Here is a 17,664-nt window from a genome sequence, read left to right on the forward strand (position 1 = left end):
GAGTTGGCGGAACGCCTCGATATTTCCCAATCGCACCTTTCTGATATCGAACGATGCCGGAAAGTGCCAAGTCAGGAAATCGTTGCACGATACGCCGAAGAGTTTGATCTGCCAGTCAGTTCGATCTGGTTTTTTGACGAGAAGCTGACAGAAGGCACGACGCCGGGCGCTATCGAGAAAGCGCGTGGGGTTGTCGCTGACAAGATACTTGATTTTCTGAGGATGATCGAGCGGAAGCGAGCGTCATCATGACGAAGCGCCGCGACAAGTCCTATGCCCTCGATCAATGTGCCCTCTATCGGTGCAGCACACGCAAAAAATTGTTCAAACTATTACAGACCAGTTCCGAGAAGTTTGCTGAGTTGAAGGCCGCACCCGATCTCTACAAGCCTCTGCGCAAGAAGAAAAAAGACGGAACATTCCGTCCTGTCCTTGCACCACGGGGCGATCTGAAGCGTATCCAACGGCGGATCGGAGAGTTGCTGCTGCGGGTGAAAACTCCGGACTACCTGATGTCGCCAGTGCGCGGTCGCTCGAACATCGACAATGCCGCACGGCATCGCGGTGCAGCGGCGTTCCATCTTCTCGACATCGAAGATTTCTATCCGAGCTGCACAGCCAGCAAGGTAGCATGGTTCTTTGGCAAATATCTCGGGTGCCCTCCCGACGTAGTGAAGGTCCTCCTTGATCTCACAACGCTGAACGGGGTTCTGCCAGCCGGAAGCCCTGCCAGCCCATCGCTGGCCTTTTGGGCCTACGCTGACATGTGGGACGAGATTGATCAGCTGACCCGTGATGCCGGATGCCAGGTTAGCGTGTATGTCGATGACATAACAGTTTCTGGGCAAAGCGTTCCCGGGGTGCTGATCCATGCGATCAAGGAGCGGCTTGCCCACCATGGTCACAGCTTCAAAGCGTCAAAGGAAATCGGACAGATTAATGCGCCGGTCGTCGTGACGGGCGTCGTGGTGCGAGATCGAACGCTTCTCATGCCAAACGTCCAGCATCTGGAGCGTCATAAACTGAGGGCAGAGGTCGCGAAGCTGCCCGAAGGATACGAGAAGGCTCAGAAGATGGCCTCCCTAATAGGGCGTGAAGGTACCGAGCGACAAATCTTGGCGCGCAATAATGTTCACTGATTTTCAATGATGGATTTACATGACGACTGTTTTCTTTTCCTACTGCCACGCTGACGAAGCACTACGAGACCAGCTAGAACGCCAGCTTAGAATCCTTCAGCGTCAAGGCCTGATAGAGACCTGGCACGACCGCCGTATTGAGGCTGGGCAGGACTTCGCCGGTGAGATCGACGCGCACATTGAAGCCGATGAGATCATCCTACTGCTGGTAAGCCCAGATTTTCTAAACTCTGACTATTGTTATGAGATCGAGATGACCCGTGCGCTGGAACGGCACAAGGCGGGAGAGGCCATCGTGATCCCGGTCATTTTGCGCGATTGCCTCTGGCATGGCGCACCCTTCGGCAAGTTGATGGCCACGCCAACGGACGGCCGACCGGTCACGCAATGGCCAGATATCGACCATGCGTTCCGTCTCGTCGCCGAAGCCGTTCAGGCAGCAGCAAAGCGCATAGGTAATTCACAAGCGGTCACCAGGCCGTCTGCGGCACCCAGCAACATGCAGAATACGCAGTCAGTCAACAGGTCGACACCGGATCAAGTGATCCGGTCAAGTAATCTTCGGGTGGCCAAAACGTTCACGGATCGTGATCGTGATGCATTCCAGACTGAGGCGTTTGATTTCATGGCAAAATATTTCGAGAACTCGCTTTCTGAATTGTCTGTTCGCAATCCCGAGATTGACGGGTCGTTCCGCAGGCTTGACGCAAATCGCTTCAGCGCTGTTGCCTACCATAACGGTCAGGCTGCGAGCCGCTGTACCGTATTCATGGGGGGGGCGGCATATGGGGGCATTGCTTACACTGCGACCGAAAATGCAGACACCAACGGGTTCAATGAGAACCTAACCGTCGAGGCCGATGAGCAAACCCTGTATCTGCGGAGTATGGGGATGGCACACTTCGGCCAAAACAGAGACCAGAAGCTGACGTTTGAGGGTGCGGCAGAAACTTACTGGCAGATGTTTGTGCAGCCACTTCAGTGACAACTGCGGCACCTTCAAAGGTTTCTGTTCTCTTTTTTTCCGATGTTTTCATCAAGGTTGCGAAACCTGCTTGGCGGGATGACGGAAAATCACGGGCGCGAGGCCAGTCTCGGGATCATTCTCGTTTAGGGCAATTTTCCATGACCTAAATACTGCTTCGATGGGTGACCTGTCAGGCTTGGTACCTGTCAGCGGACAGTTGACTTTGTTCTTCATGGGCCCCCGGGACTGAAATGCACATAAGCCAAAGGCACCGTTCCACATGACGATGTCGCCAATTTCAGGTGAGGCATAGCCTCCCATTTGGATATCCCCAGTGGGGTCGAGCACCAGCTTCCAGTCCTGGCCATACGAGAGGCAGAGGTCAGGTCTGTGCTCCACATAGTGAATACTGAATAGGTCATCGCCTTGGTCGTGCATTGTAACGAAACCAAGATCCTTATCGAGTTTGACAACAAGCATGGCCAGTTCAGCCCCTCTGCCAAAGTTGCAGAGACCAATTTCTCCCACTTCGAAGTCGGCCATGGGCCTGAGAGTTGTTGAAAATAGAACTTCCATAAGATCACCTAAACTGGCTGCATGTTGTTGTAGAATTTCGTACCCTGCCGTGAGGCCGGTGATACCGGAAGGTGGGATAGTACAAGAGGGACAAAATCAATGGAACTAGCTGAAGGGTTGCATTTGCACACGATCAAAAAATTCAAGTTTGATGGCCATTTGTTTGAAATCAAGATGATCACCGATGAAGACGGTTGGAACTTAAAGGTCTTTGTCGATGGGAAACCAACAAGAGTGGACGGCAGTGTGAGCCATGAAGTCCTGCAAGACGCGGCGCACTACAAAGTTGGCGATCCGCGCGAGATAATCGCAGACGCGTTGGAAAAGCACATCAAGGATAGCGCAGGTTAGCGTAATTGTTTGCCAAAAACGGTCAGTTGCGCAACACTCCCCTGCCCCGCTGAGGCTCAACGACCCCCTAGACAATCGCCGGGCCAAGAAAAACAGGACTATGATCGCAGCGGAATCCGAATCCCCTACCCCTGTCGGAGTGTTGCGAATATGTGTTGCGAATTAACTTGATTGAGCAACAAGAAAGCGCAACAATCCAGCTATGCAGTTGGGCTACGCTAGAGTTTCTACGGATGACCAGGCCACCGCCGCGCAGCTCGATGCGCTGAGCACAGCGGGTTGCGGGCGCGTGTTCGAGGAACGTGCGTCCGGTGGCCGTTGGGATCGGCCGGAGCTGCACCGGATGCTCGACCAGCTCCGCCAGGGCGACGTGGTGATCGTCTGGAAGCTCGACCGGCTGTCCCGGTCACTCAAAGACCTTCTGTCGATCATGGAGAAGATCGACGCGGCCGGGGCCGGATTCCGTTCTCTTACCGAGGCCATCGACACGACCACGCCCGCTGGGCGCATGATGATGCAGATGGTAGGCGTTTTCGCCGAGTTCGAGCGCGAGATGATCCGCGAGCGCACCCGCGCCGGTCTGGAGCGTGCGCGCAAGAAAGGACGTCACCCAGGGCGCAAGCCGAAGCTTTCCGACGATCAGCGTCGCGAAGTCCGCGACCTGGTGCGATCCGGCAAGCGCACAGAGGCGGAAGTCGCGCGCCTGTTCAATGTCCATCGCTCAACGATCAGCCGTGTCATGCGGGAGGCGTCACCCGATGCAGCAGCTTGAGATGTTTCCCGAAGACATCCGCATCGAGCGCGTGGACCACGATGCCAATATGTATCGGTTCTATCGGCTGCGGCTGATGCCTGACCTGTTCGGCGGCGTCTCGCTTCTGCGCGAATGGGGCCGCATCGGCACCCAGGGTCGGCACAGGATCGACTGTTTCGAAGATGCCGGTCGCGCTGCCGACGCGATGGTTGCGCTCTACCGGGCGAAGCAGAAACGGGGCTATCAACTCGCCGGGTGAGGTTTGATGTGGGGGTGCTCAAGCCCCCTGCCCCACGATTGCGGCCGTCCGGGCTGAGTGCGGCGAAGGCTACCGAAGAGCCCCACCGGAACAATTGATTTTGTGCTGCGTGCACTCGCAGCATGGATATTGCGGCAATAGCGCAAAATCCTATGCCGCAGCGCCGCGAGAAAACTGGTCATTCATGCCAACCGCAGCGAATTCGAAACGCCCAAGGATCATGTCGCGGGACAAAGCAGACTCGTGCAGGTTCGGCTCTTGTTGAAGCAGCACTTCCAAAATTAGGTGATTTAGGTTAAGCTTTGGCTGACAAAATGTCCCAACAAACCCCGAGCGTGTGATAGTCGGTTTTACCTGGTGGTGACTTCTGGTTGTCGATTTTGTTGCCTTCGGGCGTAAGAACTCGGAACCAGGCACCGTGCTCATGATCGATCAAATGGTCCCAAGCGTAGCACCAAATCTCGTGGTAATTTTGCCGATAGGTTTCTTCGCCGGTGCGCTGAAAAAGCCTCCAGGCTGTGGCTGCAGCCTCGCTGTTTACCCAATAGTATTTCTCTCGCGCACAGGGAGTGCCGTTTGGCGCGAAGCCATAGATCAATCCGCCCAGTTCTTGATCACGACCATGCTCCATTGCCGCCCCGAACAGGGCGATTGCACGAACCAGATACCATTTTTGCGGTCGGATCTGATCGAGCGTCAGAAGCAATCGCGCCCATTCAACAAGATGTCCGGGCTGGATACCCCAGGGTTTGAATAGGTCATTCGGCTTGTCTTTGTGATAATCGTGGTCCGGCGCCCAGTTGGCGTCGTAGTGCTCCCAAATCAACCCGCCGGTTTTATCCGAAAGCTCCATTGTGAATTTATAGGCCAAGGCTTCTGCTCGATCCAGATAGCGTGTTTCGCCGGTTGCCCGAAAGGCGGCAATGCACCCTTCACAACTGTGCATATTGGCGTTCTGGCCGCGATACGGGCTGAGGTCGGACAGATCGGCGTTGCGCTCATCTGCATAAGCGCCGTGATCGGGTTGCCAGAACTGCGTCTCCATGAAGTTCCAGATATGGTTCAGCGTCGGGCGTGCTTCCGCGATCCCCGCCTCCAGCGCAGTGGCGCTGGCAATCATGACAAACGCATGGCCGTATGCCATAACTTCGCCGTGCGTTACCTTTCCGTTTCGCAATTGCCAAGCATACGCGCCGTTGTCCTGACGGTGTGTGTTTTCGAGAAACTCAAGTCCGTGCAGGGCCTTGTCCCGGTGCTGTTGTGCACCCCGTTTCCGAAAGGCCAGGGCATAGTTGAAAACGAAGCGGCACGAGCTTACCAGATGGCGCAACTCGCTGTCATAGATGCGCCCATCATCCTCGAAACAATGGAAAAAACCGCCATCTGGATCGACCGCCCGGTCTTCATAGAACGCAAGGGTTTTCGAAATGTGATCGTTCAAGAACGACACAGATTCAAAATCCGGATAAGCAGGGTTGGTGGTCATCTTGTTCGCCAATTTTTCAGTTTCCACTGGGTTACTATTAGGCGATCGGGCAGCGAAGAGCCTGACCTGTCAGCGCGCGCTCAAGCTCTTCGGCAACCAATCTTTGAACCCGCTTGTCCGATCCTTGCGAATAAAAGGCTGCGTGAGGAGTGAGCAACAGATTGGGCGCTGTTCGCAGTGGCGAATCCGCAGGTAGCGGCTCTACGCAGAACGCATCCAATGCCGCACCTGCGATAGTGCCGTCATGCAAAGCAGCAACCAGATCTTCTTCGTTCACGATCGCACCACGCGAGGTATTGACCAGGAAACCGGTCGGGCCGAGTCTTTTTAACAGCGACGCGTCTATCATCCCGGTTGTCTGCGGCGTGGCTGCGAGGTGCAGTGAAATTACGGTGCTGATCTCGGCCAGTTCTTCTAACGCTACCATGCGGACATCGGGCGGAACCGACGACGGATCAAGGTGCGGATCATAGGCGGCAAACTGGAACCCAAACGAACTCATCTTGCGATAGGCAGCCTGTGCGATCCGACCGAACCCAACAAAGCCAACCACGGTCTCTGAAAACAGCGGAATGGCGGCGCGGTCCAGGCTTGGATTCCACGCACCCGTTCGGATGGATTTGTCAAACTCACCGAGTCGGCGTAGCAGAAAGCCAACCATCGCCGATGTGTGTTCTGCGACTTCTTCTGTGGTGCCATCTGGCAAATTTGCAACCCGAATACCGTGCTCGGTCGCAGCGGCGACATCGACTTTGTCGTAACCCGCCCCATATTTCAGAATGTAGCCGCCCTCATTAAGGCCTTCGATCATCTTTCGGGTGACTGGAAAGTGCGCGCCTTGTGACAGTAATATTTGGGCGCCAAGGGCGGCATCGACAGCTTCTTCGATTGATGCATCCGACAGGACAAGCAGTTCGGCGCCATGTTTCTCGGCAGCGTGCCGTTCGGCCGAAAGATCGGCCAGAACATTGTCCAGCAATACAACACGGGTCATGAGTTTACCTCTTTCATGCGTTTCAGTGGCTTCAAAGGATTCTGGCCCATCAGTCCAAAATCCAGAGAGCGATCTGCGGGAAGGCCAAAACCAGACCGAGTACGGTGATCTGGATGCAGACGAAGGGCAGCGTGGATTTGTAGATTTCTTCCAGCGTGACGTCAGGCGGAGCAACGCTTTTCAGATAGAACGTGGCAGGCCCGAATGGGGGCGACAGAAACGCAACCTGAATCGAAATCGAAAACAAGATCCCGAACCAGACCGGATCGAACCCCAGATCCTTCACGATCGGAATGAAGATCGGGATCGTCAGAAGCAGAATGCCGACCCAATCAAGGAACATTCCCATCAACAGGAAAATGCCGACCATTATCATCACGATCACAATCGGCTCGAACGGTAGACCCGTGAAAAGCTCACCCAAATAGGCGGTGCCTCCAAGGCGCGTATAGATCCCGACAAGGGCGTTCGCTCCCAGCCCAAGCCAGATCAGGGCACCGATTGATGTGATCGTCTGCCGCAGGCTTTCGGTGACCACCTTAAAGCTGAGCTCGCGGCGCAGGGCTGCGAACAACATGACTGAAAAGGCGCCGATCGAAGCGGATTCGGTAATGGAAGCAACGCCGCCATAGATCGATCCAAGCACCGCAGTGATGATCAGAAGCGGCACGATCATCCCGCTGGCAATTTTGGCTTTTTCGCGAAACGACAACTTGCTTAGTTCGGCATCCTCGGAAGATGTGGGCGCCCAATGCGGTTTGAGATTGGCCATGATCAGGATGTAGGTAATGTAGCTTGCCGCAAGCAGCAGGCCCGGCGTGATCGCAGCTTTGAACAGGTCACCAACCGAGATGTTCGCGGCCAGGCCAAACAGGATCAGAACGATTGACGGTGGAATCATCGTCCCAAGCGAACCGCCCGCACAGATCGTGCCGATCGAAAGACCGCGGTTGTATCCCAACTTGATCATCTGCGGCAGGGCCAGCAAACCAAGAAGAACCACTTCGCCCCCCATGATGCCCGACATCGCCGCCAGGACGACAGACACCAATACGGTCTGGACTGCCGTTCCTCCCCGGAAATTTCCGGATATAACCTGCATTGCAGCGAACAGATCCTTGGCGATGCTGGTCCTCTCCATCAGAGAAGCCATGAAAATGAAAATCGGAATTGAGACAAAGACGTAGGCTGTGGAAAGGCCGTAAACCTTGAGGGAAATCAGCGAGATGCCCTTGGGTCCGATCCAGACGAGCAACAGCACGGCAGCAACCGTCATAGTCACCCAGGAAAGCGCCATGCCGGTCAGCATAAGACCAAACAGGAGCACCAATGCGATGATTGTCATGCCACCAAGGCCGATGACGTCGAGGCTGAGAAAATCAAACATCGTCATGTCCTTCGGCCGGACGTTGCGCCTGCAACAGCGTTTCGTCTTTTGATGTGGTGGTCTCTGGGCCGTTTTTGATCAGTTGAAACAGGTGAGACAGGAGCTGAAGCACAATCAGCGTCGCGCCAATCACGATCATTGGTTTTAGGATCTGTGGCGACGGTGGATCCCAAGGAGTTCCGGCCGTCTCACCCCGTATTAATGCGCGCTCCGCCGGCCCCCAGCCGGACCAGATCAGCACGGACATGGCAAAGATTCCCATGCAATTTCCGAAGATATCAAGGCCATAGCGGATGCGGGGTGATACCATGTCATGGATGACGGTGATGCCGATGTGGCGCCGTTGCTGGGTGACATAGCCGCCCGCGATGAAATAACCGGTGGCGCAGAGCATGACCGTCAGTTCGAACGCCCAGATCGTTGGTTTATCAAACAGATAACGCGCAAAGACCTCGTAAACAGAAATCAGAATGGCAATTGCAAACAGATATTTTCCAAATTCACCCGCATAAAAGTTTATCCAACCTATAAACGTGTCAGGTTTTAGCAGCGCCTGCTGCTCTTCTCCTGCCGCATGACGAATTTGATCGTCATCAACAGTGCGTTTCATTTCAGTTTCCACTTTGCCCCTCCCCTGACGCATCTTGGTCGTGCAGTACGCCCCAATACTTGCCGCCCTGCACTGTTGCATGTGCAGGGCGGCAAGCTGGTGATACGAACCTTACTCGAGCATACCCATCGAGCGCATGAAGTTGATGTTCAGGTCGTAAGCTTCCTGTGCCAGGTCCGATTCTTTGGCGGCATCCTCCCAGGCGCCTTTGGCGATTTCACGCAGCGCATCACGATCTGCAACAGACCAGTCGATGATGGTGAGACCGGTTTCAGCAGCATTGGCTTTGTCTTCGGCAACAAGACGGCGATCACGCTGGTCGACCCACATCATCAGGTCCAGGCTCATGGCCTGGAACCAGACATCCAGAGCCACTCTGCTGCCTTCGCTCAGGCTGTCATACACGTCACGGTTAACTGTGAAGTAAGAGCCGGGCATCGAGTGGATACCAGGAAAAAGCGGGTATTTTGCGACTTCATGGAAGCCATTGTCTTTGTTCACACCATAGTTCGAGGCGTCGGCTGCATCGATCACGCCTTTGTCGAGCGACGTGTAAACTTCTGAAAACGGCAGCGGTACGGCGACCGCACCGGCGCGGGAAAAGATTTCAGCTGCCAAGCCTTCGGGCGAGCGAATCTTAAGGCCCTCCAAATCAGCCACGCCATTGATTGGCACCGCGGCAACAAAAGCTTCCCGCTCAAATGATCCGCAACCGACAACGACAACATTGTCGGTGTATGTGTCGACGATTTTCTGCAGCATCTCCCTACCACCACCGTGGTAACAAAGCTGCATCATCTGCAGCGGGGTATCATATCCGGCGACCAGATCGCCCATGATGGAAAACGCAGGGTCGATACCCGCAAAATAACTCGGCAAGACAAAGTCGCCGCCCAACAGGCCCTGATCGATTGCATCAAGCGTTTCGCTGTGCGGTACAATCGAGCCACCTGAGACCAGCTCAAGTTCGACTTCGCCATCGGTCATCTCTTCAAGCTTGGGGAGCCAGTTATTGATGATATGCTGGTTCACACCGCCAGAAATGTCCCCGCCGACCTGAATTTGAACCGTTTCGGCGACCGCTTGGCCCGACATAGCTAAGGGTGCCGTCAGGGCCAGTGCAGCCAGTGTTGCAGAAATCCTATTCATTTGTGTCCTCCACTTGGATGAATACCGCGCCAGTTACCTTGACGCCGATGGTCGCCTTGGTTACATACATATGTATATAAGTCAAGGCAGGTATGTACATATGTACACGCCGCAGAGGAGTGAACCGATGAACGCCAACCCCCAGTCACATTACAAAGCCGGTTTTCTGACCGCGCTCACCACACCATTCACCGCTTCGGGCAAGATTGACGGCAAAGCCGTAAGCGCTCTGGTGCAGAACGCAAAAAACCTCGGGCTGGACGGTCTCTATGTCGGCGGCTCAACCGGTGAGGGCTTTCTGCTGTCTCCCGAAATCAGAGCCGAGCTTTTTGAATCTGTTGCCGAAGCCGCCGACGGCAGCCTGAAGCTGATCGCGCAGGTTGGTGCCATCGAGGTGGCCCACGCCGAAAGAAACGCGGTTTCTGCGGCCAAAGCGGGGTTTCACGAGGTTTCCTCGACGCCACCGATCTATTTCAAGCATACCTTGGCTGAAATGAAAGACTATTATCGCGATCTGCAAAGCGCTTGCGACCTTCCGATGGTGCTATACAACATCCCAGCACTGACGGGCGTGTCGCTGCCCAACCAGTTCTTTTTCGATTTGTCTGAAGATATGAACATCTCCGGCATCAAATATACGTCGACCGACATCATCCAACTGGTCGGCTTGCTGGATGGGCTAAAGGACGTTCCGGTGTACTACGGTGTTGACGAAATGCTGGTGGCAGGCCTTTCAGTTGGCAGTCATGGCGGGATTGGCTCAACCTACAACATTCTCGGGCGTGAATACCGCGAGCTGGCAGAATACCTGGCGTCTGGAAATCTTTCTGCCGCAGACGAGCTGCAAGCCAGAGCCAATCGTTTCATTGATGTTCTGGTTTCCGTTGGAATGCCAACAGCGTTGAAGGCGTGCCTTGAAATAAGAGGGCTATGCTCTGCGCGGCCCATGCGTCCGTTCCACGCTGTTTCAAAAGACGATATGAAAAGACTTGAGGTGGCACTCGAAAAACTTGACCAAAAGTGAGGTAGAGCAGATGCGGGCAGATCAAAAAGCGAAAGATGCGGCTGATGGGCCCGGAAGTGCACGCCTTTTTGAAGCCGTTGAACGGAGGATTCTTAATGAGATTGTAAGCGAAGAACTAAAGGTCGGTGATCCGCTTCCCTCTGAAAAAGAACTGATGGAAGCTTTTGGGGTTGGACGCCCAGCGGTTCGCGAAGCTCTATCCTCGTTAAGAATTAAGGGATTTTTGGAAGTTCGGCGGGGGGAGCGACCGGTCGTCAGCCCGCCGAATACCAGCCCTTTGCAGGAATTCATGAGCGACTTTGGACGCGTGCTTTCGTTGAGCGAGGATGGGGTTTATCAGCTGACCGAGATGAGAAGGTTGATGGAGTCGGCCCTTGCCTGGGAAGCCGCCAGCAAGGCTACCGAACAGGACATTTCTGATCTCATGCGGATCAACGAAGAGAATGCGTCAGATATTGATGCACCAGAGAAGTTTATAGCCGGTGATCTCCGGCTTCACCGGAAGATCTTTGAGATAAACAAAAACCCTCTTTTTGAGGTATTTTATAAGTCGTTTGTCGCCTGGCAGATGCCGCTCCGAAACGACACCAGCCAAAACGCGCTTGAAGTGACCCAAATGCAGCATACAGCGATAGTGGAGCAGATCGCAAAACGGTCACCCGAAGGTGCCTATTCAATGATGAATGCGCACCTCTATCGAACGCAAAGCCGCCAAGTTGAGCAAGCACGCAAGCGACAATTCGATAAAGAGTAACACGATTTGACCAACGACGGGGGTCGTTCAAGCGCGCTGGCGTGGCAGGGCTTTCAGCATTCATGCCAGGTAGGCCAGTTTTTATGAAGGTTGAGCACTCAGAACGGATCAACATCTGAGAATCTTGACGAACGGCAGGAGCCGTTCGTCAATTCGAAGCGGTCACGGCCGCTTGATAATTCCTACGGCAGCGCTGAGCCCCCTTTGCAAAATGCTGCGCCAGGGTTTGGACGATCGCGATGCGTGCACCGCGTATACGGTGGTTCGTATTGCCACCCGTCCTGCGTTTTGTTGTATACGCACTGTTCAGATAGCCGCTACTAAGGCCGCTGCAGCTAATTGGCGCTCTGTCCGTGACCTGATTGTTGAGCAATCGTGTAACGAAAGGGAAGATTGCGACTGCCAGATTTTACCATCTTCGATGGAGCGCTCTGACGAAATCCGCTGCGCTGCCAAAAGATCGCTGCTGCACGTGCGAAGGAATGCTGCGTCAGCAATAGCCGCACTTGCACAGGTCCGCTCCGTCCCGCTCTGCCGTCCTTCAAACTTGGTGCGGAGAACGACTGGTTTAGTGAATTACGCGCGTTCAATGGTTGCGTTACACCTTACCCATCTCAGCCAGAAACCCCCTCCGCCTGCCTCAGCTGCTCTTCCAGCCCTCCCAGATCATCCACAGCCAGATCGAGACGATCTCGGTCGCCACCGTCGCGTTCCTCAAGCTGCATTTCTTCTTGATCTGCAAAGTTCATTTCTTGCTGTCGCTGCCCTTCTTCGACAACGACCTGAACTGCCCCCGACCGTTTTTTGACCCGAGAGACCGATTTAGCCGCGCTTACCTGTTGTGGACCGCTTAGGCGCTCATCCTGCTTATGAGATTTCGCGCCTATTCCGTCTTGGTTCGCATTCTGCCCTGACTCTCCCGATTCAGAGCCTGATCCCCCTGCCCCACCTCCACCCATCACCGGAAACGGCAACTCCCCTGTCTGCGCGCCATGGATCGCCGCAAACAGCCGATCATCAAAATACTGGGTTCGTTTCGCCCGCACGGGCATCTGCGCATCCACGACCATGATAATTTCATCAAGCGGCAGCCGACGCGCTTCATCTTCGGGCAGTAGAGATGTTTCTTCCGTCCGTGTGGACTGACTGCGCCCCTCAAATGGATTCTTGCCAATGGACCGCGACCGCGTGATGACCGTCTTTGTCGTCTTGCCCACGGCCTTGCTCAGCTCCTCAATGGTCTTTTCATCCGAGGGGGTGAGGTAGAGCTTTACGCCCGCATTGCCCTGCAACGCGCGTCGGGTGTTTTCGCCGTAGATTTCATCGAGGGCGGGGATGGTTTGTGTGACCACCGCCAAGTGGCCGCGATAGGTGCGCAGGGTTTCAATGCTCTCGACCACAATGGGCATTTTGCCGAGGCGGTTGAACTCATCGAGCATAATCATCACGGGCCAAGGCTCATCTTTGCCCGGTTCCTTCTCTTGCATCGCCGAGAGAAGGTCCGAGAAAAACAACCGGATCAGCGGAGCGAGTGGTTTCACCATCAGGGGCTGCACGACCAGATAGACCGTGAAGGGCTTCTTGCGGATCGTACGAAAATCAAAATCCGAGATCTGCGTCGCCTCATCAATCGCGGGGTTCTGCCATTGGTCCAGACCTGAGGTCATTAGAAGCGAGACATAAGAGGTCAGCGTGTCGTTGTTGGTTGAGGCCAGCCGCGTAAAGATCAACTTCGCGGCTTTGTTGTTGATCTCATGGCCCCGCGCCACATATTCTTTCTGCTTGTTGCCACCCGAGGCCGCGATCCGGTAGATCTCGCCCAAGTTGGGCTTCTTACGCTGGAAGGCCAGCAAGCCTGCAGCCACAAACAGATCGATGCCGCCTTTCAGAAGGCCCTGAACGCGATCATTGTCGCTTTGCAGGAACAGGGTCGCCAATAGCTGCAATTCCATCTGCTGGCGCGCAGGGTCCGTCAATTCATAGATGCGCAAAAGCGGATTGTAGCGATGCGTCCGCTTGCCTTCCCAGTCCGTGGGCGCAAAGCGGTAAACCTTGTCGCCCTGGGCCGCACGATGGCGCGCTGTCGCCTCAAAACATTCGCCCTTTACATCCAACGTGACGGCGGACCCCTGCCATGTCAGCAGGTTCGGGATGACAAAGCCACTGGTTTTACCGCGCCCCGTTGGAGCTACGATCAGGGCATGGGGAAAGACCTTAGAGGTGATGTAGCGGGCCCGCGACTTTGGGCTGCCCAATTTACCGAGGATGAAACCAGTGCCGGGTTTACCAAAGAAGCCATTGGCTTTCATCTCGCCGCGCTTTTGCCAATGGGTCTGACCAAAGCGCGTGAGGGCGGACCCGGACATGGCAAGGCTCATCATCAGCCCGGCGACGGCAGCACCGCCGATGATCAGATTGATCAGTTGGAAATCATCAGGCCGTCTATCTCTGATCCAGAGGTAATTCTGCGCGATATATCCAAAGTCGATATCGGCGCCGAATCCAAGCGCCTTAAAGGTCAGCACAGCCGAGGCAATGGTATAGCCCATTGCACCTGCCACCAAAGTGACCAGAGCCACCCCGATGGCAATCCAAGCCTTGCCCATGGATCCACTCAATGGACCTGCCCCCGCTCAGTCTCGCCGTCAATGTCCGAAGCGCGATGTCTCTCGACTTCAACGTCTGCCAACTCATCGACGACCTGTCGTAACGCATCCGAGTTTGCGGTTGCCGCATCCGATTGCAAATAGACCTTTGCGGCATAGAGCCGGTCGAGGCGATCTTCGATGACATTTTTCAAAGCGTCGCTGTCGCCCTCCTTCAGGCGATCCAGCTGTGCCGCGTCCAAAACCCGCGCCACCTCGGTGCGGAACGCCTCGCGATCGTTTTCTGTCTCAAAGGGCGACGACAACTCCCCTGCCCGTTCATGGGAGAGAACACGGGACAGTTCGGGCGTCTCATTTTGGTCCGTCTCGCGATCCGCAAGGCGTATCTCCTGTTCAGCGTCGCGCGCTTCGTAGACCCGTGCGTAAGTGTCGCCGAGACCCTCCGCCAGCTGCTCGGGCATATCAGGATATCGCGTCTGTAGATCGCGCGCGACGGACACGGAGATTGGCGTGCTGCTGTGCGCTCCCAAACGCGCCGCCTCAACTTCAATGATAATCCGGTCTGCTGCGGCCTGATCTACGATCACCGCCCTGCTCTCCTCATCCGTGCGGATCACATCGGTCGGGCGCGCAATCAGCTCTGGATGATCGCGCAGATAATCACGCTGTTCGTCCTCCAAACGCTCTACGGCAAGGCTTTCGATCACAGCTTCGTCTCTGTTATCAATCCGAGACTCGACGCGAACGGCATTGGCAGCGGTTTCGATCAACCCGTCTGTGACATGCGCCTGCACCTCGCGGGCGTCTTCAATGACCCCGTCACGGCGCAGCACACCTTCCCGCTCCAACATGGTCCCCAACTGAACATGCACATCATTGAGAATATCCCGCGCCTGTTCCAAATCCGCGCGGCGCTCAAGGTTCAGTTCCTTCGCCTCGGCCACTTTGGACAAATCGTCCGCAATCCATTGATGTTCCAGAGCCGCGTTTTGCGCCCCTGTCTCCATCCGGGCCACAACCTCTGATGTACTGATCCCAGTTCCGCGGAGTGCTGCATCGACGCGGGCGCGCACCCGGGGCTCGACAAGACGCTCCAACTGGCTTTGCTGAATGTTGGCCTCAGAATAGACCCCACCTTCTGACGGGACCTCCGAGAGGGAATTGGACCGTAGCCCGAGCGGCTGCATATGCTGCACCCGCGCTTGAATTGCGTTGAGGGACTTCTCCAGCGCGGGCCGCTCTGCATCTGGTTTTGCGGCGATCAGGTCTGTGATGTTGGTGACCTTTTCCGCGTAACGGCTGCGCAGATCCTCAAAAGACTCGTCTTCGGCCATGTAAATGCCTCCTGCGGTTTCAACGTGACCACCCTTCGCCAGTACCTCGCCGGCACGGAACAGAACCTCAGCAATGTCTTCGCGGTTCTCAGAGGACGCCTCGGCCGCCAGCGAGTGGAACGCCACGCGTGTATTTGCGATCTCGGCGAGTGTTCGGGTCAGATCCTTGCCCACCCGTTCGCGCTCAACTGGCACCCTGCCCTCTTCTTTGGCAGCATAGACCTCGCGGGTCTTGGCTGGGTAATGCACCTCGCCGCGATCTATCCGCCGCGTGGCTTCCAATCGGACGCCGTAGGTTTCAGCCTCTTCGACCATGGCGAACCGGAAGTCGTCATAGTTGAACCGATGATTGCGGGCCAAATAAAAGAACTCACCCTCTTGCGAGCGGCGGTTCAACACCAGATGCGCATGCGGGTGGTCGCGGTCTTCATGCACAGCAATGATGTAATCGAAGTGCCCCTTATCGGTTTGGAAGAACCGCTCGGCCACATCCGTAGCGATGTCGCGCACATCCTCTCCGCGCGTGCCAATCGGGAAGGACATCAGCAGATGTGTGGTCTGCCCAAGCTTGGGTTTGAACCCGCCATCCCACCGCTTGGCAAAGCGCTCGGTGAGGTCTTTGATCTCGCCGCGATCAAGCTTGGATTTGCCATCCAGGAATCCGCTGCTGTCGACGATGTGGGTGGACTTCGTCGTGAGGTATTCGAGCTGGTTTGCGAGCTGTGATTTGTTGTGCGTGCCCCCGCTGCGAATGGCCTTAAAGACAGCCGCGCGATGACCTGCGGCGGCACGCACAAGCTGCTTTTGCTTGGAGGCATGCAGTCCCTGCATCGAGCCCCGGATCCGGCTCCAGCCATCGCGGAACACCTCGCCCGTAACAGCGTCTACCGCAGCGGCGGTCCGTGTCGCATCATTCAGCCGCATGAGCAAACTCCCTCAGAGCGGCTGTCGCTTCCAGTTGCATCGCGTCACGGCGGCGGCGCACAAGCAGATCAATCTCGTCTGCACTGTCGAGGATGAACCTTGCCAACCCACGCATCTGTGCAAGTCGCAATCCCGAGAACTCAGCACCAGTTCCTTGCCCCGCCCGATTGGCCTTCTGCATCTGCTTGGCAATCTGAGCGACACCGTTTCCAATCTCATTCAAAGAGGCGCGATAGCGCGCCATCTCTGCCGCCAACGATGTGTCCGCCACAAAGGTGCCACCCGCCGCTTGCATCAATCGGCGCAGCCCTTCCGAGCGCGTCTCGATCCCCGCTGACGCTAGCACCGCATCGAACGCTGCCATCTCCTCGGAGGTCACTTTCACACTCACCGCCAAGACCGGAACCGCCGTATCGCGCTGGCGCTCTGCGTCACTCTTCACCGTGTATTGCACCGCCCGCGGTGTGACCCCGAACCGCTTCGCGAGCACGGACGTGGAGACTCCGCTCATAGCTTCGCGCACGATCTCCATGCGTTGCGCATCAGTGAGACGTTTTGAGCGAGACATGCGAAGAAAGACCTCCTATTTCCTGCCACCTTCATACAAGGCTGCACCCACCATACGAAACTATACTAATATGTCAATAATATACTTACGGTGAATTGGCGCGCAGGCAGCCTTGTATTCCGTTTAACGCCGAGCACCGCAGGTGCGAGGCCGCGCCCGAAAGGGCGCCAACCAACACCAGCCTCATGCTCTAACATGGGCCGCTCTCAACAGGGCACGCGCCTGAGGTCTGTCTGAACATGTAATGTTCGGACAGAATTGAGGCGTCGGGACAGAACTCAACCGACTGGGCTGACAGACTGGGTCAAGGGAGGCCAGAATTACTTGCCAATTCTCTGCCGCAAAAATCTGAAGTCCCCGCCGATAGGTTTTTACGGATGGCACCCTTGAGGCTGGCTGGCGGCTCTGTCGCAGCACTTCTTCAGCCTCAGCAGAAACCATCAGGACTGCTTTGCAGTCCTGTCATCGGCAACCGTGACCGATGCCGAAGGCAGTGGTCTCAACGGGACCCGCCGCGATCTCTGGAACAGAGATAGGGCCGCCTTACGGCGGCCCATCCTCGGGGAGGATTTACTCTTGGGGTTCCTTTGAGCTTGGTGGAAACATCACCAGCTCTTGGACACCGACGGGGAAGTCGAGCTTGAGGCTGAAGAACTCCGAGCCATCCCCGTTGCGGGTGTTGCGGAACATCGCTCCGACGCGTTGGAAACGGGTGCGCTCGACGCCTTCGCCATCGGTGTATTTGACGGGAACTGTTGCGACGTAGTGGTTGGTCATTTGGG

19 protein-coding genes are annotated in these 17,664 nt (G+C 55.8%); 8 read left to right on the forward strand and 11 right to left on the reverse strand.

What is annotated here, in order from left to right:
- From BUB72_RS16010 to BUB72_RS16020, 3 genes are all read left to right on the forward strand, one after another.
- Positions 1 to 252 (forward strand): helix-turn-helix transcriptional regulator (locus tag BUB72_RS16010; protein WP_083588732.1); only part of this gene is annotated, 252 nt, incomplete at its 5' end.
- Positions 249 to 1,139 carry a reverse transcriptase family protein gene (locus tag BUB72_RS16015; RefSeq protein WP_037240915.1) on the forward strand — a complete coding sequence of 297 codons (891 nt, stop codon included), beginning with the start codon at positions 249 to 251 and terminating at the stop codon, positions 1,137 to 1,139. The genes BUB72_RS16010 and BUB72_RS16015, both read left to right, overlap by 4 nt.
- A 19-nt stretch (positions 1,140 to 1,158) precedes the next feature.
- Positions 1,159 to 2,124: a toll/interleukin-1 receptor domain-containing protein gene (locus BUB72_RS16020; RefSeq protein ID WP_073145851.1), complete on the forward strand. Its 966-nt coding sequence runs from the start codon at positions 1,159 to 1,161 to the stop codon at positions 2,122 to 2,124.
- A gap of 51 nt (positions 2,125 to 2,175) precedes the next feature.
- Here the strand turns inward: BUB72_RS16020 and BUB72_RS16025 are convergent, their stop codons facing one another.
- Entirely contained in the window at positions 2,176 to 2,649 is a 474-nt protein-coding gene (locus BUB72_RS16025) for a hypothetical protein (protein WP_073145854.1), read from the reverse strand.
- Between the two features lie 132 nt (positions 2,650 to 2,781).
- On the opposite strand from BUB72_RS16025, the gene BUB72_RS16030 reads away from it, so the two are divergent.
- From BUB72_RS16030 to BUB72_RS16040, 3 genes are all read left to right on the forward strand, one after another.
- Complete coding sequence (locus BUB72_RS16030; protein ID WP_073145856.1) at positions 2,782 to 3,033, forward strand: hypothetical protein; 252 nt, start codon at positions 2,782 to 2,784, stop codon at positions 3,031 to 3,033.
- Between the two features lie 202 nt (positions 3,034 to 3,235).
- A complete protein-coding gene (locus BUB72_RS16035; RefSeq protein ID WP_073145859.1) occupies positions 3,236 to 3,805 on the forward strand; it encodes a recombinase family protein in 570 nt (189 codons plus the stop codon).
- The gene (locus BUB72_RS16040; RefSeq protein WP_073145861.1) at positions 3,792 to 4,046 is read left to right on the forward strand and encodes a WGR domain-containing protein; all 255 of its coding nucleotides are present in this window, start codon (positions 3,792 to 3,794) and stop codon (positions 4,044 to 4,046) included. Before BUB72_RS16035 ends, BUB72_RS16040 begins: the two co-directional genes overlap by 14 nt.
- A gap of 150 nt (positions 4,047 to 4,196) precedes the next feature.
- Here the strand turns inward: BUB72_RS16040 and BUB72_RS19205 are convergent, their stop codons facing one another.
- The 6 genes from BUB72_RS19205 to dctP form a co-directional block, all read right to left on the reverse strand.
- On the reverse strand, positions 4,197 to 4,319 hold the full coding sequence (locus tag BUB72_RS19205; protein WP_281250222.1) for a hypothetical protein: 123 nt from the start codon (positions 4,317 to 4,319) through the stop codon (positions 4,197 to 4,199).
- 22 nt (positions 4,320 to 4,341) lie between these two features.
- Positions 4,342 to 5,532 carry an AGE family epimerase/isomerase gene (locus tag BUB72_RS16045; protein ID WP_073145864.1) on the reverse strand — a complete coding sequence of 397 codons (1,191 nt, stop codon included), beginning with the start codon at positions 5,530 to 5,532 and terminating at the stop codon, positions 4,342 to 4,344.
- Positions 5,533 to 5,569: 37 nt separating this feature from the next.
- Positions 5,570 to 6,526: a C-terminal binding protein gene (locus BUB72_RS16050; protein WP_073145866.1), complete on the reverse strand. Its 957-nt coding sequence runs from the start codon at positions 6,524 to 6,526 to the stop codon at positions 5,570 to 5,572.
- 49 nt (positions 6,527 to 6,575) lie between these two features.
- Positions 6,576 to 7,913 (reverse strand): TRAP transporter large permease, encoded by a 1,338-nt coding sequence (locus tag BUB72_RS16055; RefSeq protein WP_073145868.1) that lies wholly within the window; start codon positions 7,911 to 7,913, stop codon positions 6,576 to 6,578.
- Entirely contained in the window at positions 7,906 to 8,535 is a 630-nt protein-coding gene (locus tag BUB72_RS16060; protein WP_175549185.1) for a TRAP transporter small permease subunit, read from the reverse strand. The genes BUB72_RS16055 and BUB72_RS16060 overlap by 8 nt, the downstream gene beginning before the upstream one ends.
- 99 nt (positions 8,536 to 8,634) lie before the next feature.
- On the reverse strand, positions 8,635 to 9,672 hold the full coding sequence (gene dctP / locus BUB72_RS16065) for a TRAP transporter substrate-binding protein DctP (protein ID WP_073145873.1): 1,038 nt from the start codon (positions 9,670 to 9,672) through the stop codon (positions 8,635 to 8,637).
- Between the two features lie 127 nt (positions 9,673 to 9,799).
- Here dctP and BUB72_RS16070 point away from each other — a divergent pair, with 127 nt between their 5' ends.
- Both BUB72_RS16070 and BUB72_RS16075 read left to right on the forward strand, forming a co-directional pair.
- Positions 9,800 to 10,696 carry a dihydrodipicolinate synthase family protein gene (locus BUB72_RS16070; protein ID WP_073145875.1) on the forward strand — a complete coding sequence of 299 codons (897 nt, stop codon included), beginning with the start codon at positions 9,800 to 9,802 and terminating at the stop codon, positions 10,694 to 10,696.
- A 10-nt stretch (positions 10,697 to 10,706) separates the two neighbouring features.
- Complete coding sequence (locus tag BUB72_RS16075; protein ID WP_073145878.1) at positions 10,707 to 11,450, forward strand: FadR/GntR family transcriptional regulator; 744 nt, start codon at positions 10,707 to 10,709, stop codon at positions 11,448 to 11,450.
- A gap of 614 nt (positions 11,451 to 12,064) precedes the next feature.
- Here BUB72_RS16075 and BUB72_RS16080 read toward each other — a convergent pair.
- The 4 genes from BUB72_RS16080 to BUB72_RS16095 form a co-directional block, all read right to left on the reverse strand.
- Positions 12,065 to 14,056, reverse strand: coding sequence for a type IV secretory system conjugative DNA transfer family protein (locus tag BUB72_RS16080; protein ID WP_073145880.1), 1,992 nt, complete (start codon positions 14,054 to 14,056; stop codon positions 12,065 to 12,067).
- Between the two features lie 8 nt (positions 14,057 to 14,064).
- Positions 14,065 to 16,314 (reverse strand): relaxase/mobilization nuclease domain-containing protein, encoded by a 2,250-nt coding sequence (locus BUB72_RS16085; RefSeq protein ID WP_073145882.1) that lies wholly within the window; start codon positions 16,312 to 16,314, stop codon positions 14,065 to 14,067.
- Positions 16,301 to 16,882 (reverse strand): transposase, encoded by a 582-nt coding sequence (locus BUB72_RS16090; RefSeq protein WP_073145885.1) that lies wholly within the window; start codon positions 16,880 to 16,882, stop codon positions 16,301 to 16,303. The genes BUB72_RS16085 and BUB72_RS16090 overlap by 14 nt, the downstream gene beginning before the upstream one ends.
- A gap of 570 nt (positions 16,883 to 17,452) precedes the next feature.
- Positions 17,453 to 17,659 (reverse strand): hypothetical protein, encoded by a 207-nt coding sequence (locus BUB72_RS16095; RefSeq protein WP_037945139.1) that lies wholly within the window; start codon positions 17,657 to 17,659, stop codon positions 17,453 to 17,455.
- Between the last annotated feature and the right edge of the window lie 5 nt (positions 17,660 to 17,664).

The sequence above is a fragment of the Litoreibacter ascidiaceicola genome (assembly GCF_900129235.1).
In the GTDB taxonomy this organism is placed as follows: domain Bacteria; phylum Pseudomonadota; class Alphaproteobacteria; order Rhodobacterales; family Rhodobacteraceae; genus Litoreibacter; species Litoreibacter ascidiaceicola.